The organism is Candidatus Cloacimonadota bacterium, assembly GCA_016932035.1.
Lineage (GTDB): Bacteria > Cloacimonadota > Cloacimonadia > JGIOTU-2 > JGIOTU-2 > Celaenobacter.
The window spans coordinates 12,594-29,150 of sequence record JAFGDR010000036.1 but is presented as its reverse complement, the minus strand read 5'-3'; the positions used below and the strand labels follow the sequence as shown (position 1 = coordinate 29,150).

The following is a 16,557-nucleotide window of genomic DNA, read 5'->3' as shown; positions in this document are numbered from 1 at the left end:
TAAAGATTTATTCTTATTACAATGAGAATGTTATTGTCATTAGTTCCGATAATCGGGAGGATTTAAAAATTATTGCGCTTTAGTTTATTTAAAGCGAAAGGATTATATGTCTATACTTCATGATTTCGAATATTATAACCCACGTAACATTGAAGAGGTCTTGCAGTTGCGCGCAGAATATCGTGATAAAACTCGCATCCTCGCTGGGGGCACCGATCTTGTTGTCCAAATGAAGGATAATATCATTGCACCGGATGTTGTGATCGATATCAAAGGTATCGAAGCATTTCACGAGATCACTTTTGATGAGAATATCCTTTTCATCGGTGCATGTATTACGTTCTCAGAATTGATTGAATCAGAGATTATTCAAAGATATTTTCCCTTGATCAAGGAAATGTCCTTAACCGTTGCATCGATGGGAATCCGCAACAGGGCAACAATGATAGGTAATATCTGCTCTGCTGTCCCGTCAGCTGATTCTGCACCGATCTTGCTCGTATATGATGCCGATGTCATTGTCAGAAGTGCTTCGAAAGATAGGATTGTACCGATTACAGAATGGTTTGCAGGTCCCAAAAAGACGACATTGAAGTCAGATGAAATTGTCACAGGAATTGCATTACATTTTCCCGAAAGAAAGCATGCTGGATGCTATGAAAGACTTGGACGGTACTCGGGTGAGGATCTTGCACAAGCAGGGATTTGTATCCTTGCATTTGATGATGATCAGTATCATGTAGCTTGTTGCGCTGTAGGTCCGATCCCAAAACGCTTATATCATATTGAAGAATTTCTTAATGGAAAAGTAATAGATCAGAATGTAATCCAAGAAGCAAAGCAGATAATGCTTAATAATATATTTCCGATCAGTGATGTACGGGCATCGAAAGAATATCGTGAACACATGATGGGTATAATGTTAGAACGGGGATTGATGAAAGCTGTTTCCAGGCTTCATGGAGGTGAAAATGCATAAGATCAAAATTACTCTTAATAATGAGAAACGTCTAGTCGATATCGAACCGCATGAAATCCTTCTCGATGTACTCCGAGAAAAACTCGGAGTTAAGAGTCCGAAGTGTGGATGCGATAGGGGTGACTGCGGTTCATGCAGTGTACTTCTTAACGGAAAAAGTGTTCGGAGCTGCTTGATTCTTGCTGTGGAAGTCGATGGACAGGAGATTGTTACGGTCGAAGGTATATCGAAAGATGGTTTGAGCAAAGTGCAGGAATCAATGATAGATAATAATGCCTTTCAATGCGGATTCTGTGCACCGGGTGTAATCATTTCTGCAACAGAACTTCTCAATAATAATCCACATCCAACACGAGAAGAGATAAAAGAAGCACTTTCAGGAAATCTATGCAGATGTACTGGTTATTTACCGATCCTTGAAGCTGTCGAAAATGCAACAAAGGAGGGTAATAATGAGTGATCTGAAATTCGTTGGTAAACCAATTGTTAGAATCGATGGTAAAGAAAAAGTTAGTGGTGCGACACACTTTACAGACGACCTGGAATATGGTTCAAACCTTCTTTATACGGCTCTCGTCGAAAGTACTGAAGCTCATGCACTTATCAAGCATATTGATATCTCTGAAGCTCAAAGGTTTCCGGGAGTGATTGCAGTATTCACGGGCAAAGATTTTCCCTACAAATTCGGGCTTTATATGAAAGATAGATATATCTTTGCTATGGATCGTGTAAGATTTGTCGGAGAGCAGATCGCTGCAGTGGTCTCTCGTGATAAACGAATTGCTGAACGCGCAGCTAAACTTGTAAAGGTCGAGTACGAAGCCCTTCCAGCATTACTCGATCAAATGGAAGCATTAAAAAAGGATGCTACACTTATACATCTTGATCTTGGTGACTATATACATGTTCCATGGTTTTTTCCTCAAGCAAAAACGAATATTGCCCACTGGCGTAAAACGAGACGAGGTGATATCAAAAAGGGATTTGCAGAAGCAGATTACATACTCGAAGATACATACAGTGTTCCGCGATATTCCCATTGTCCGATCGAAACGCACGCAGCGGTCGGTTTATGTGATTTGTCCGGCAGATTGACTGTATGGGCATCGTCGCAGTCACCACATACACAAAGAAATCTCTTTGCCGAAGCGCTTGCACCACTCGGTTTCACCCACAAAGACATACGTGTTATTGCACCTCCGATCGGTGGAGGTTTCGGTGGGAAAGCTGGTGTTTCCATGGAAATTCTCGCTGCTGCGATGGCAACAAAACTGAGAGGAAATCCTGTGCAGGTTATCTGGTCTCGGGAAAGAGAATTCTACAATACCTCACAACGACTTGGCGTTATTGCCAAACTCAAGATCGGTGCGAAAAAGGATGGCACATTTACTGCTATCGATCATAGATTATACTGGGATGCAGGAGCATCTGCCGAATATGGTGCAAATGTGGTAAATGCAATAGGGCTCTCTGCGACTGGACCATATCGATTCCCGATTATCTTCATTGATTCTGTCTGTCTATACACAAACCTCCCGCCATGTGGAGCGTATAGAGGATTTGGTTACTCGGAATTCATGTTCGGTTTGGAATCACATATAGATAGAATTGCTGCATATCTCAAACTCGATCCGGTTGCAATTCGTAAAAAGAATGCAATCAAAGAAGGTGATATCCTTGCATATGGTGTTCCCATGAATCCAAGCGGATTACATAAAGCGATCGAAGCAGTAGAAAAAGAAATCGAGTGGGGTAAGAAGGTCAAGTCTGATGATCCACATAAGGCGATTGGTAAGGGATTCTCGCTCATCTGGAAAGCACCTGCAATGCCGCCAAATGCATCGTCAGCAGCATTTGTAAAATTCAGCGAAGACGGAAGTCTGAATATTCTTGTATCCGGCATGGATATGGGACAGGGTTTTCTAACAGTCATGGCTCAGATAGCTGCTGAAATTCTTACTGTTCCTGTTTCGAAAATTCGAACAGAAAATCCTGATACTGATCGAAATCCCTACGAATGGCAGACCGTTGCTTCACACGTCACCTGGTCATGCGGAAATGCTGTCAAGAATGCAGCGATCAATGCACGAGATCAGATATTTGAGGTGATCGAAAGAGCATGTGTGCTTCCCAAAGAGCAATTATATCTGGAAGATGAAAAAGTAAAATGTAAAACAAAACCGGATTTCGAACTCCCCCTCAAGGATTTTGTGATAAACGGCATTCAGGCAAAGGACGGGACTTTTAGAGGTGGTCCAATATTAGGGAAAGGTATTTTTATGCCTGAGTTCACCTCTGCATATAGTGATCCGGAAACAAGTCAGGGTGGTCATCCTAATGTACATTACACCGTCGGCGCTGCGGCGATTATACTTGAAGTTGATAAAGATACGGGCAAAATGCATGTTAAAAAAGCTGTCGAAGCCATCGATGCCGGCAAAGCGATCAATCCAGATTTGGTGAAAGGTCAGATCACCGGAGGTTTGCTGCAGGGGCTTTCTACTGTACTTTATGAAGATATTCGGTATGATGACAAAGGGAAATTGCTCAATCCAAACTTCACTGATTATAAGATTCCAACGGCAAAGGATATTCCCGACGAGATCGTGCCTATCATAATAGAAGTTCCGCAGCCGGATGGTCCTTTTGGTGCACGTGGAGTTGGTGAACATACGATGATACCTGCAGCTCCAATGATAGCGAATGCATTGCAGGATGCACTCGAGATCAGGGTAAAAACTATGCCAATCACGCAGGAGAAAGTGGCTTTAACATATTTGAAAAACAAGGAGAAATAGATGTCCAAACCCTTTGAAGGAATAAAAGTTCTCGATCTGACACGTGTGCTGGCAGGTCCCTTTTGCACCATGGTATTATCAGATCTTGGCGCTGAAGTTATAAAAGTTGAAAGACCAAAGAGCGGTGATGATTCAAGGACTTTTGGTCCTTTTAAGAATGAGCAAAGTCTCTATTTTGTAAGCTTGAACAGGGCAAAGCAAAGTATCACTTTAAATCTGAAATCTGATGAAGCAAAACAAATTGTAAAAGACTTGGTGGCAGAGTTTGATGTGCTTGTCGAGAATTTTCGTCCCGGAACAATGGAAAAACTTGGTTTGGGTTATGATGTTTTGCATACAATAAATCCTCGTTTGATCTATGCCTCCACTTCAGGCTTCGGACAAACCGGACCTGACTCAAAAAAACCATCCTATGATCTCCTTGCACAAGCTCGCGGCGGCATGATCAGCATTACAGGATGGCCCAATACTCCTCCAACACGAGTAGGTATGTCAATCGGAGATATAACGGCGAGTCTCTTTACTGCAGTTGGAATCGGTGCAGCACTCTATCAAAGGGATAAAACCGGAAAAGGACAGCTCATCGATGTTGCAATGCTTGATTGCCAGGTTGCAATTCTTGAAAATGCCCTTGCCCGTTTCCAGGTTGATGGAACATCACCAACACCGATTGGAAACAAACATCCCACGGTCAGTCCATTCCAGGCGTTTATGGCAAAGGATGAGTATTTTGTGCTTCCGATCGGAAATGATAATCTCTGGCAAAAATTCTGTTATGCTGTTGGAAAAGAGGATTGGGCATCTGATCCAAATTACATTAAAAATGTTGATCGAAATAATAAAATGGATACACTGATCCCAATGCTGGAAGAGCTCTTTCTCACAAAGAAAGCGTCAGAATGGATCGAACTTCTGGAGAGTAAAGGCATTCCGGTTGGTCCGATCAATAATATTGAAAAAATCATGAATGATCCCCAGATTCATGCACGCAATATGATCGTCAATGTCGATGACGAGAAAGCCGGTTCAATCAAAGTTGCCGGGAATCCTATAAAGATGACATCGCTCCCGAACGAGAAAAAACGGAATCCTGCACCGAAATTAGGCGAACATACAAAGATAGTGCTGGAAAAATATCTTGGTTATAATGATCAAAAACTGGCTCAACTAGAAGAAAATGGTGTGATTTAATTGAAATATCTTTCAGAATGTTCTTTATCAACAATTATCAATCAGATAAACCAAGGGAGTATAACTCCTGAAAAACTTATTGAGGATTTGTGTGACAAACTGGATACATGGGATTCAGCAATTCATGCTTTTTTACCCGAAAAAGGACGACGAAAACGCCTTAATAAAGATATAAAGGAACTATATGAGCGATTTCCGGATCCAAAAGATCGAGCCGTTCTCTTTGGAATACCTATAGGAGTTAAAGATATATTTCGCGTCGATGGCTTTGAAATGAAAGCAGGTTCGAGGCTTCCTGCAAGCGAGTTTGAAGGAAAAGAAGCTGCGTCAGTGACAAGATTGAAAGATGCAGGTGCAATCATTTTGGGGAATACGGTCACAACAGAATTCGCTTATTTTCAACCAGGACCAACAAGAAATCCGCACAATCCGAACCATACACCGGGCGGATCGAGCAGCGGTTCTGCAGCAGCAGTTGCCGCAGGATTCTGTCCTTGTGCACTTGGTACGCAGACGATCGGGTCTATTACTCGACCGGCAGCGTATTGCGGTGTGTTTGGTTTTAAGCCAAGCACAGGTAGAATTCCAAACGATGGCTTGATCCCATTTTCACTTACAGCAGATCAAATCGGCTTTTTCATCCAGGATTTTGACAGCATACATACCGTTTCTTCAGTTCTTTGCAACGATTGGAAAACCGGAACATATTTAGCAAATCAAAAGCCTGTTATAGGAATTCCCAAAGGACGATATATAAAACAAGCTTCTGAAACGATTCTCAATGGCTTCAACAAAAAGATAGACCAGATCAGAAATTCAGGTTTTTCAATGATCGAAGTACCTGTTTTTGAAAACATTGATGAGATCAATTCGATGCATAAGGATATGATCTCCTATGAATTTGCTCGTGTTCATAAAGATTGGTATTCTCAATACAAAGAACTATATAGCTTACACTCAAAAAAACTGATTGAAAATGGTAATTCAGTAACTGAAGATAGTTATAAAAAAGCTAAGGCTGGCATAATTATTCTGAGAGATCACCTTTCGACAATCATGAAGAGAGAAGGTATTGATATTTGGATTTCACCGTCGGCAACTTCTCTTCCACCAAAAGGTCTCACTTCGACCGGTGATCCTGCAATGAGCTTACCTTGGACGTATGCAGGTATGCCGACATTATCGATTCCTATTGGTGAGATCAATAGTTTACCACATGGTTTGCAGATCGCAGGTGAATTCGAGGAAGATGAGGAATTATTGATTTTTTCAAAAAGTCTTTCAATGATTTAGCATTACATATCAGAAGAAAATAGTCATTGAATTTAGATAAAATATATCAAAAGAGGTCATCGTGAAAGATCTTAACGGTAAAACCTTTATCATCGGTTTTCAGCAGATGTTCGTGATGTTTGGAGCAACCGTATTGGTACCGCTTCTAACCGGGCTGGATGTAGGAGTTACACTTTTCTGTGCAGGCATTGGCACGGTTCTTTTTCATATTATCACAAAATTTAAAGTACCAGTATTCCTTGGATCTTCATTTGCATTTATTCCGGGTATCATCGCAGTTTCAACAGCAAAAGGCGGATCGTTGCCGGAAGCGCTGGGCGGCATTGCGATCGCCGGTCTTGTGTATGTGGTCGTTGCGATCATTTTCAGGTTCATCGACGTCCGCACCCTGCACAAAATCCTTCCCCCTCATGTGACTGGACCGATGATCATTCTCATTGGTCTGATCCTTGCACCTGTTGCGATCAGTAATGCAAATGGAACAAATTCAGCAGCGATTGTACAACAGATCGGGAAAAACGGTTGTTGGGGTATTGCGCTGTTCACTTTTGCTGTTGCGATCTTCGTGAGGATATTCTTCAAAAGTATAGGAAAGAAATTCCTCTCAATGTTGCCCGTCCTCTTCGCACTCGTGGCTGGATATGTCCTTTCAATTATTATCGGGATCGTTGATTTTACTTCCATCAATCAAGCATCATGGTTTGGGCTGCCGAAATTCTCCCTTCCGGTTTTTACCACACGTGCGATTTCAATCATTGTACCCATCTCCATTGTAACAATCGTTGAGCATTTCGGGGATATCCTTGCTATTGGTAATGTTGTAGGTAAAGACTTCTTCAAAGATCCGGGTATTCATCGAACCTTGATGGGGGATGGACTTGCCACGTCTCTCTCTGCGATGATCGGCGGACCTGCAAATACTACGTATAGTGAAAATACCGGGGCAGTTGCACTTACCGGAAATTATAATCCTCTTACTATGCGGATAGCTGCGGTGTGTGCGATCGTGTTATCGTTGGTACCAAAATTTACATCCATCATTTCAACAATTCCCGGACCAGTCATTGGTGGCATCTCGATTCTGTTGTTCGGTATGATCTCTTCGATTGGTATAAAAAATATGATCGATAATAACGTCGACCTAACCGATCCAAAGGTTCTTATGATTACAGCTGCGATGCTCGTACTTGGACTTGGTGGGGCAAAGTTCACGCTGGGAAATTTTGAACTTGAAGGTCTGGGACTTGCTGCAATTGTTGGTGTTATACTTAATCTTATTTTAAATTTCAAGGAAATCAACAAAAAGCTGCCCCAATAAAAATTTGATAAAATAATATTTTACACAAAACTTGACCGGTTACATAAAGTAATAGTAGTAAATTCGAGTTTGCATATGGTGTAATCATTAAAAATAATAAGAGGTAAGAATTTGAAAAAAGAATTTTATATCTTGTTGTTTCTTACTGTTGCCTTATTGTTCAATCAACTTCTTCTATCAGCAGAAAACATCAATAGTATTAAAGTAGGTGTTTACAACAATTATCCTAAAGTCTATATCAATGAACATGGACAAGCTTCTGGAATTTTTCCTGAAATTATGGCAGTGATTGCTGAAAAGCAGGGATGGGAAATTATTTTTGTCGAAGGAACATGGAATGAAGGTTTGAAACGTCTCGAGGACGAGGAGATCGATGTTATGGTCGATGTTGCCCTTTCTGATGAAAGAAAGTTGAAATATGATTTTAATCTTGAGTCAGTCCTTGTGAGCTGGGGATGTATTTACTCACGAACTGGTAAAGATATCAATACAATACTCGATCTTGAAGGTAAAAAAATTGCTGTTATGAAGAACAGTATTCTCACGAATGGTCAGGAAGGAATCGTAAATCTAGTGGAATTGTATGGCGTTAATTGCATCTTTGTCGAAGTTGCCGATTACTATGATGTGTTCAGTTTGATACAGCAGGGAGAAGTTGATGCCGGTGTTACAAATCGACATTTTGGCGCTGCATTTGAAGATCAATATAATGTCAGGATGACCAATTTAATATTTTATCCCACACAGCTACGTCTTGCTTTTCCAAAAGATTCAGATCGCTCTGCTTACTTTATTCCTCGTATTGATGAAGTGCTTCGCGAAATGCAAAAAGACACAGATTCAGAATACTACACCATTCTTGCTAAGTATAATCTCTATCCCAAAAAAGGTATTCCCGAATGGATCATACCACTTCTTGCAGGTTTGTTAGGTATTGCGATATTTTTTACCATTGTCTATATGATGGCAAAGTGGCGTATCAAGCAGCAAACACGAGCATTACAGAGCACAAATGAGGTGCTGAAGCAGGAGATCGCCGAACACCAACGAACTCTGAGAGAACTTGCACTCAGCCGGGAGAATTATCGAAATTTTGTTGAAAACATTCCCGGACTCGTCTATATGTATGATCAGGATGAAGATGGCACCAGAACACCAGTTATAACAACAAACCGCAATGAAGAATTCCTTGGGAAAGAAGTGGCTGGTATGATCAAAGAGAATTACAGCAGCTTCTTTGATCAAATTCTGCCTGAAGATAAAGAACGAATACAAGAACTTTCAAAAGAAGTGGAGGATACAGATCAAGCATTCAATTATGAGTATCGAGTACAGATTTCTGATGATGAGGTCAAATGGTTCAGATCGATAGGACGAGTTAAAAACCTCACAAATGGTAAAAAGAGATGGCAGGGAGTCATTCTTGATATTAATCAAAGAAAGCAAGCTGAAGAAGATCTTGAAATAGCTGCCAAAAGATGGCAAACAACTTTTGACTCATCAAATGATGCTATTTGGATTCTGGATACAGATCAACGTATTTTGCAGGTAAATGAATCTGCATTGAGGATTTTTGAAACCACAAAGGATAAGTTAGTTAACACATTTTGTTGTCAAGCTATTCATAATTCAAAAAATCCAATTCCTGATTGCCCATTCGTACGGATGACTAAATCTAAAAAAAGAGAAGTTAAAGAATTAAAACTGCCAAAAGAACGCTGGGTTCTGGTAACAGTAGATCCAATTTTTGATAATCAACATAACATTGTAGGTGCAGTGCATAATGTACGAGATATTTCAGAACGGAAGAAAATCGAACATGAACTGGAATTATATCGAGAACAGTTGGAAGAGATCGTAAAAACAAGAACAGAGGATCTTGAGAGAAAAACAAAAGAACTAGAAAAAGCTAATATTGACCTCCAGGAAGCTGATCGACTGAAATCTATATTTCTTGCAAGCATGAGTCATGAACTAAGAACTCCTTTGAATTCAATAATTGGTTTCACAGGAATACTTCTCATGGGAATGGTCGGTGAACTATCAGATGAACAAAAAACCCAGCTGAAGATCGTGAAAAGTAGTGCAAATCACTTATTGGAACTCATAAATGACATACTCGATATCTCAAAAATTGAAGCAGGGAAAGTAGAACTTCATAAAGAAGCATTTATGATGAATGATATAATCACAGAGGTGCTGGATACGTTCAAACACAGTGCAGATGACAAAGGATTAGAACTCAAAAGACATTTAGGTGAAAATATTGAAGTCTATACAGATATGAGAAGATTCAAGCAGGTAATTTTCAATCTTGTTGGGAATGCGGTCAAATTTACGGATAAAGGAACCGTGAGTGTCACTACTGAACTCAAGGATAACAGAGAAGTGGATATTATTGTTAAAGATACAGGGATTGGTATCAAGAACGAAGATATGGGAAAACTTTTTGAACCATTTCAGCAAATCGATTCTGAACTTACAAAAAAGCGAGAAGGCACCGGTCTTGGTCTTCATTTAACAAAGAAGATCATGAACCTTTTGAACGGAAAAATTCATGTGGAAAGTACTCCCGATGAAGGCACAACATTTATTATAACATTTCCACATATAATAAAGGAAAATAATAATGAAGACAGTATTAGTAATTGAAGATAACGAAGCAAATCTATATCTTATACGCTTTATGCTTAAACAAAATAATCTTGAGGTGATCAGCACAAGTAAGGGAATTAAAGGTGTTGAAATTGCGCTAAAAGAACAACCAGATCTCATTATCATGGATATTCAACTGCCTGATATCAATGGGCTTGAAGCCACCAGAAGAATCAGGAAAGATGAAAAGGGAAAGGACTTAAAAATAGTTGCACTGACGTCATATGCTATGGCAGGAGACCGTGAAAAGGCATTACAAGCCGGATGCACAGGTTATATGGAAAAACCAATAAATCCAGAACTGTTTATTAAGGAACTCAAAAAATATTTATAGCTTTCGAAAGGAAGTAATGATGAAAATTTTAGTGATCGATGACAAAGACGATGCCAGATACTTTTTGAAAGTATTGTTTGAAGGTAAAGGTCATGGAGTTCTAAGTGCCACAAACGGGAAAGAAGCCCTGGATATCCTAAAAGAAAAAGCAGTCGATCTCATTATCAGCGATATCCTCATGCCGGATATGGATGGATTTGAGTTTTGTAAGACCGTGAAAAATGATAAGAAATTGAAGTATAAACCCTTTGTTTTCTATACTGCTACATACGTTGATAAGAAGGATGAAGAATTTGCACTCGGTCTTGGCGCTGACTTGTTCCTCAGAAAACCCATGGATCCTGATACTCTTATAAAAGAACTCAGCGGGATCATGAAAGAAATTGAAGACAAGACCTACAAACACCAGGAAATGAAGCTGAAAACGAACAAAGACATCTATCAACTCTATAATCGCAGGTTGATCAAAAAATTAGAAGATAAAATCGTACAATTGGAACAAGAGATAGAACGGCGATCACAAGCAGAGATGAAACTGCGAAAGGCATTGCATGAAAAAGAAGTCCTCCTTAAAGAGTTATATCATCGCACACGAAACAATATGCAGGTCATTATCGCGATGCTGAGATTATATTCATCAAAGCTTTTTGATGCATCATGGAATGAAGAAACCATTGAAGATATTATCAGCAAGATCAGGACAATGGCATTGGTACACCATAAACTGTATGAGTCTCAGGATCTCTCACACGTTAACCTTCGTGATTATTTTGAAAGCATGCTTCAGATACTCAATGAAAGTCATGGAGAAGTACTCGATACATGTGAAATCAAGACGGAACTCGAAGAGATACAGGTACTTCTGGACACTGCCATCCCGCTGGGATTTATCGTCAATGAACTCATTACGAATGCCTGCATGCATGCGTTCCCAGATGAAAAAAGGGGAATTATTAAGATCTCCCTTGGCAGGAATGATATGAATCAGATAGTGTTATCAGTTCAAGATAATGGTATAGGACTTCCGGAGGATTTCGATATGCAGTCTAGTGATAATGTTGGGCTTTCTATTGTATCTACTATGGTTGAAAAGCAGTTACGGGGAGTGATCGAATACAAAACCGGGACAGGCTTACAATGGAACATAACACTTGATAAAGAGATCTATTCAGAAAGAGTGTGATTAATCAGTACAATGAAAATTCTTATTGTTGAAGATGAAACACTCATAGCTCTTAATATCAAGAGATTTCTCGAAAGAAAGGGCTATACGGTACTTACACCGGTTGCTTCGGGTGAGGATGCACTCAATACTATTCAGATAGAACATCCTGATGTGATGCTTCTTGATATCCGCCTTACCGGTGAAATGACAGGTCTGGATGTTGCCAGAAAAATGATTGATTTAGGAGAAGTCCTGAATATCGTTTTTATGTCCGGTTATGTTACCCATGAAGTAGTTAAAGAAGCTTTAGAACTTAAACCTCTTGATTTTTTGGAAAAACCTATTGATGTGCATAAAGTAGTGACAATATTAAGTAAGATTTAATTGTAAAATATAGGAAAAATATACTCTCTCTAAGGGGAAATAAGGAATATTAAGATCTGAAAAGGTGTTAGGGTGATAATTTCAAAGAATGTAACAATTCTTCATTATTCTTTTTATCGGCGACTAGTCTTTTCAATTGAATTATTGCATCAGTTTTATCCAGTCTCAGCAGATTGTTACGAAGCCGATGTATTGTAATGAGCTGATCCCCAGGTATCAGAAGTTCTTCCTTTCTTGTGCCGCTTTCTCGAAGATTTATTGCAGGATAGATTCTCTGATCAGCGATCTCACGATCAATAATTATTTCACAATTACCAGTCCCTTTGAATTCCTGGAATATCATCTCATCCATGCGCGAGCCCGTATCCGTGAGAATGGTTGCAAGTATCGTGCATGAGCCGCCATCCTGAATATTTCGCGCCAGCCCGAATAATTTTCGCGGCAGTTCCAGTGCAGTTGAACCCAATCCACCGGACATCGTTCTACTTTGAGGATTCCTCTCACTGCTGTTATATGCACGCCCCATTCGAGTGAGACTATCCAGCAGAATAACCGTATCATTGCCGCATTCCAGCTCAACTCTGATATGATTGATCAGAAAATCAGAAAGTGCAACATGGGATCGTAAACCCTGATCGAATGAGCTGAAAAAGACCTGTACATTTGTGTTTTGCTTAAATGAAGTTACCTCTTCAGGACGCTCATCGATAAGAAGTACGATAACACGTACTTCCGGATTGACAGAGGTTAACGATGTGGCGAGTTGCTCAAGAAGGATTGTCTTACCTGCACGTGGAGGAGAAACGATCAAGCCACGTGTGCCCTTGCCGATCGGGATCATGAGGTCGATAATGCGGAGTGAGTCAAATTCTGAAACATCAAGATTGAATTTTTTATCGGGATTGGTTGCAGTGAGTTCATGGAATTGCCTTCTATTTTTAAAATTATCAGGTTCCATGCCGCAAACCGATATGAGCTTTTCGATATTCCTGCCATGTATTTCGCATGCGATTCGCGCACCGCTTACTAATTTATACTGTGATATTAAGCGATTGGGGAAATTATAGTATGCGTCATTTTTGTCAAAAGGTGTTTTCCACAGCACTGCCTTATGATCGTTTGAGATGTTCAGTAATCCTTGAAAAATTTTTGTTGTCATTGGACTGACTTTGTTTGTGAGTAAATTACTGTCAAGAACGGAAAGATTTAACCACTCGGCAAGAAATGGTTATTTTATTTCAATTTGTTTAATCTATAAAGTAAATGATTCTCTTTCAATTATAACTTTACATTATTATAATTCCAACCCACCCTTCACAATATCCAAAATCCTTTGTGCAAGTGCGTGCTTCGTGTCCCTTCCTTTGAACTGCACTTCGCCTTTTGCATTTATCACAAATATCTTATTATCATCGCTCTGGAAGCCGGAATCCGGTTCTTTCACGTCATTGGCAACGATGTAGTCTGACTGAACCTGTTTGAGACGCTCATACGCCTTTGCTGTGAGCTGTTTTTCGTTCAATCCGTGTTCTGCCTTAAATGCAACCAGAACGGTGGCTGGTGATAGTTTTTTTACCTTTTCAATAATTTTCTCGGTTGGTGATAGTTCAATTGAGAAATCTTGTGAGGAGGGGAGTTTTCCCTCTTCCTGTTTCTTCATTTTCCAGTCCGCAACTGCGGCAGCGCTGATGAACACATCCACATTGTTCTCTTTCATAGCTTTAGTAATGGCATCGAGCATCTCGTTTGTTGTTTCAACTGGAATTAAGTAACAACCGGCTGGAGGTACCAATTTGGTCGGTCCGCTAACTAGAATACAGTGTGCACCTCTACGAACTGCATCTTTTGCCAGAGCAAAGCCCATTTTGCCGGAACTTTTATTGGTAATGTAGCGTACATCGTCTATGTATTCGATGGTGGGTCCGGCAGTTACCAGCACAGTCATATCCTGCAAGTCCTTTTTATAGAGATTGTTTATAACCATTTCCACCATGGTGTGCACGCTTGCGATCTTTGCTTTGCCTTCTTCGCGCACCGGTTCGATTACATTGATATTTGCTTTTTTCAACTTCTCGATATTTTCCAAAATGAAGGGATTCTTATACATGCTCTCATGCATGGCAGGCACGATCATCACAGGAATACCTGAGCCGATAGCAGAGGTTACGGTGGAAAGCACAGGTGTATCATCGATACCGCATGCGATTTTGCTGAGGGAATTACCTGTTGCAGGTGCAACGAGGATCAGATCGCAGCTTTCTTTGTGTTCGCCAGCTAACCAGATATGCTCGATCTTACCGGTGAGTTCGGTTGCAACGGGATTGCCGGTTGCCCATTCGAACATTGCAGGTGTAACCAGTTTTGTGGCTTCCTCACTCATGATAACAAATACTTCTGCACCGTGACGCATGAGTTCACGTGCCAGATCAACACTGCGGAGACAACCCACGCTTCCGGTAATGCCCAGAGCAATTCGTTTGCCCTGCAGCCCATTTCCTTTTGTTCCGATTATATCTTTGCTTGGATGCATGATAACACCTCTTTTATGTCATGAATAAATGCACTAATTACTTTTTTGGTTACTGACGGACGCAGTACGATTCGCAGATGTTTCGTAAAGAGTGAGATTGCCCAGCCCTTATCGCGAAGCGCTTCTGCGAACTCGACAATGTTGTATTTCGTAGATGTTACCCCAACGATGTTGATGGTTGGTTCCTGAATAGGGGAGATTTCTTTGATCTTATTAAGTTCTGAAAGGAGATAATCGCGAACGTGCAAGCATTGCTTGATGATGTCGTTGTACCCCTCGTAGCCGAGATAGTTCAGCATACCCCACACTGCAATTACCGAAGCACCGGATCGGGAGCTGACAAAAGTGGTTTGAGCCGTATGACCTCCCGAGAGATAGCTGACACTCCACTCGATCTTTTTGGTCAAATCTTTATTTCTGAATAATATTCCACCTGCTGGAATAGGGCACATGCCCATCTTGTGGGGGTCGATCGTGATCGAAGTAACACCGGGGAGAGCGAAATCGAAGTCAGCAACATCATATCCCATATCCTTCATAAATGGAATTACAAAACCGCCAAATGCCGCATCAATATGCAGGTACAGGTTATATTTCAGGCACAGAGCAGAAAGTTCAGCAATCGGATCAATCACACCGAGCTCGGTGGTCCCTGCTATGCCGACGATGCAGAACGTGTCGTTATCTATAGCTTTTTCTGTCTCTGCAATATGGATCTGGCGATTTTTATCAACATGGATGGTTTTTACCTTCAAATTTAAAATATTTGCACTTTTATACAGAGAAAAATGTGCGGTTTCGGGCACGATAATCGTATGCTTACCGGAAAGTTCCCTATATGCCCACAATGCCAGGAAGTTAGCTTCAGTGCCGCCGGTTACGATATTTCCATAAGCATCCGGATTGTGCAGCAATTCACCAAGGGAAGCAATGACCTCTTGCTCTAATTGAACAACACCGGGAAACAGGTTTGCATCGCCGATGTTCCTGTCGATGAATTTCGAGAATAATTCTTGTGCAAAGGTGTTCGGATAGGTGCACATGGTGCTGATCACATTGCCTTTTTTGTATGATTTGTCGTGTTTGAGCACTGATTGGATCAGTTCGAGTACTTCTGTTTTCGGGAGGGAAGTTCTATTCATATACATGTTCCTTTTGAGGATAGCTGCCGTCTTTTACGTCTTTTTTAAATGCGTTTACGCTTTCAGATATGATTGTAAAAAGGTTTGCATAATTTTTTACAAATTTGGGATGAAATGCTGGATCCATACCGAGTAGATCATTGATCACGAGTACCTGCCCATCGCAAAATCTTCCAGCGCCGATACCGATGGTCGGGATTGACACGCTTTCCGTGATCTCTTTACCAAGCTGTTCCGGGATCGATTCCAAAACAAGCGTGAATGCACCTGCCTGCTCGATCTCTTTTGCTTCTCGCAATAACCGGTCATGATCCTTTGGTTTTCTGCCCACAACCTTGAATGATTCATAGGTTTGAGGAAGTAGCCCGATATGTCCCTGAACAGGAATGCAGTTCTCTACGAGATAGTTGATGGTTACGGGATAGTAACCCTCCAATTTGACCGCATCAGCACCCGCTTCGATGAAACGATGTGCGTTTTCACATGCAATTTCTTTTGTGCCGTAGGAGTGGATCGGCATGTCTCCAACAATTGGTATATTTCCAGCTCCCTTTGAAACAGATTCTACATGATAAAGCATTTGTTCCATGGTCACATTCTTCGTAGTGGAATCACCCTGGAAAACCATACCGAGACTATCTCCAACAAGAATAAGATCGATGCCCACGGACGAGAATATTTTCGCCATCTGGAAATCATAGCAGGTTATCATGACCAGCTTGTCTTTGCCTTTAATCTCTTTTATTTCTTGTATATTCATAATGTTCT

At 40.7% G+C, this 16,557-nt stretch carries 14 protein-coding genes; 10 read left to right on the top strand and 4 right to left on the bottom strand.

Annotated features, from left to right (window positions below; translation table 11 throughout):
• Positions 1-106 precede the first annotated feature (106 nt).
• The 10 genes from JW794_06495 (at position 107) to JW794_06450 (ending at position 12,117) form a co-directional block, all read left to right on the top strand.
• Complete coding sequence (locus JW794_06495) at positions 107-979, top strand: xanthine dehydrogenase family protein subunit M (protein ID MBN2017755.1); 873 nt, start codon at positions 107-109, stop codon at positions 977-979.
• Positions 972-1,439 carry a (2Fe-2S)-binding protein gene (locus JW794_06490; protein MBN2017754.1) on the top strand — a complete coding sequence of 156 codons (468 nt, stop codon included), beginning with the start codon at positions 972-974 and terminating at the stop codon, positions 1,437-1,439. The genes JW794_06495 and JW794_06490 overlap by 8 nt, the downstream gene beginning before the upstream one ends.
• A complete protein-coding gene (locus JW794_06485; GenBank protein ID MBN2017753.1) occupies positions 1,432-3,777 on the top strand; it encodes a xanthine dehydrogenase family protein molybdopterin-binding subunit in 2,346 nt (781 codons plus the stop codon). Before JW794_06490 ends, JW794_06485 begins: the two co-directional genes overlap by 8 nt.
• Positions 3,778-4,968 carry a CoA transferase gene (locus tag JW794_06480; protein MBN2017752.1) on the top strand — a complete coding sequence of 397 codons (1,191 nt, stop codon included), beginning with the start codon at positions 3,778-3,780 and terminating at the stop codon, positions 4,966-4,968.
• Positions 4,969-6,261, top strand: a complete 1,293-nt coding sequence (locus tag JW794_06475; protein MBN2017751.1) for an amidase — start codon at positions 4,969-4,971, stop codon at positions 6,259-6,261. It begins immediately after the preceding gene.
• Positions 6,262-6,322: 61 nt separating this feature from the next.
• Entirely contained in the window at positions 6,323-7,579 is a 1,257-nt protein-coding gene (locus tag JW794_06470) for a uracil-xanthine permease (GenBank protein ID MBN2017750.1), read from the top strand.
• Between the two features lie 111 nt (positions 7,580-7,690).
• Positions 7,691-10,231 carry a transporter substrate-binding domain-containing protein gene (locus tag JW794_06465; protein ID MBN2017749.1) on the top strand — a complete coding sequence of 847 codons (2,541 nt, stop codon included), beginning with the start codon at positions 7,691-7,693 and terminating at the stop codon, positions 10,229-10,231.
• On the top strand, positions 10,209-10,568 hold the full coding sequence (locus tag JW794_06460; protein MBN2017748.1) for a response regulator: 360 nt from the start codon (positions 10,209-10,211) through the stop codon (positions 10,566-10,568). The genes JW794_06465 and JW794_06460 overlap by 23 nt, the downstream gene beginning before the upstream one ends.
• A 16-nt stretch (positions 10,569-10,584) precedes the next feature.
• Complete coding sequence (locus tag JW794_06455; GenBank protein ID MBN2017747.1) at positions 10,585-11,751, top strand: response regulator; 1,167 nt, start codon at positions 10,585-10,587, stop codon at positions 11,749-11,751.
• A gap of 12 nt (positions 11,752-11,763) precedes the next feature.
• Positions 11,764-12,117, top strand: coding sequence for a response regulator (locus tag JW794_06450; protein MBN2017746.1), 354 nt, complete (start codon positions 11,764-11,766; stop codon positions 12,115-12,117).
• A 67-nt stretch (positions 12,118-12,184) separates the two neighbouring features.
• Here the strand turns inward: JW794_06450 and rho are convergent, their stop codons facing one another.
• The 4 genes from rho to panB all read right to left on the bottom strand — a co-directional run bounded on the left by rho (position 12,185) and on the right by panB (position 16,549).
• Positions 12,185-13,276 (bottom strand): transcription termination factor Rho, encoded by a 1,092-nt coding sequence (rho, locus tag JW794_06445; GenBank protein ID MBN2017745.1) that lies wholly within the window; start codon positions 13,274-13,276, stop codon positions 12,185-12,187.
• 135 nt (positions 13,277-13,411) lie between these two features.
• Positions 13,412-14,647 carry a bifunctional phosphopantothenoylcysteine decarboxylase/phosphopantothenate--cysteine ligase CoaBC gene (gene coaBC, locus JW794_06440; protein ID MBN2017744.1) on the bottom strand — a complete coding sequence of 412 codons (1,236 nt, stop codon included), beginning with the start codon at positions 14,645-14,647 and terminating at the stop codon, positions 13,412-13,414.
• Positions 14,626-15,789: a tyrosine decarboxylase MfnA gene (mfnA, locus tag JW794_06435; GenBank protein MBN2017743.1), complete on the bottom strand. Its 1,164-nt coding sequence runs from the start codon at positions 15,787-15,789 to the stop codon at positions 14,626-14,628. The genes coaBC and mfnA overlap by 22 nt, the downstream gene beginning before the upstream one ends.
• Positions 15,782-16,549: a 3-methyl-2-oxobutanoate hydroxymethyltransferase gene (panB, locus tag JW794_06430; GenBank protein ID MBN2017742.1), complete on the bottom strand. Its 768-nt coding sequence runs from the start codon at positions 16,547-16,549 to the stop codon at positions 15,782-15,784. Before panB ends, mfnA begins: the two co-directional genes overlap by 8 nt.
• Between the last annotated feature and the right edge of the window lie 8 nt (positions 16,550-16,557).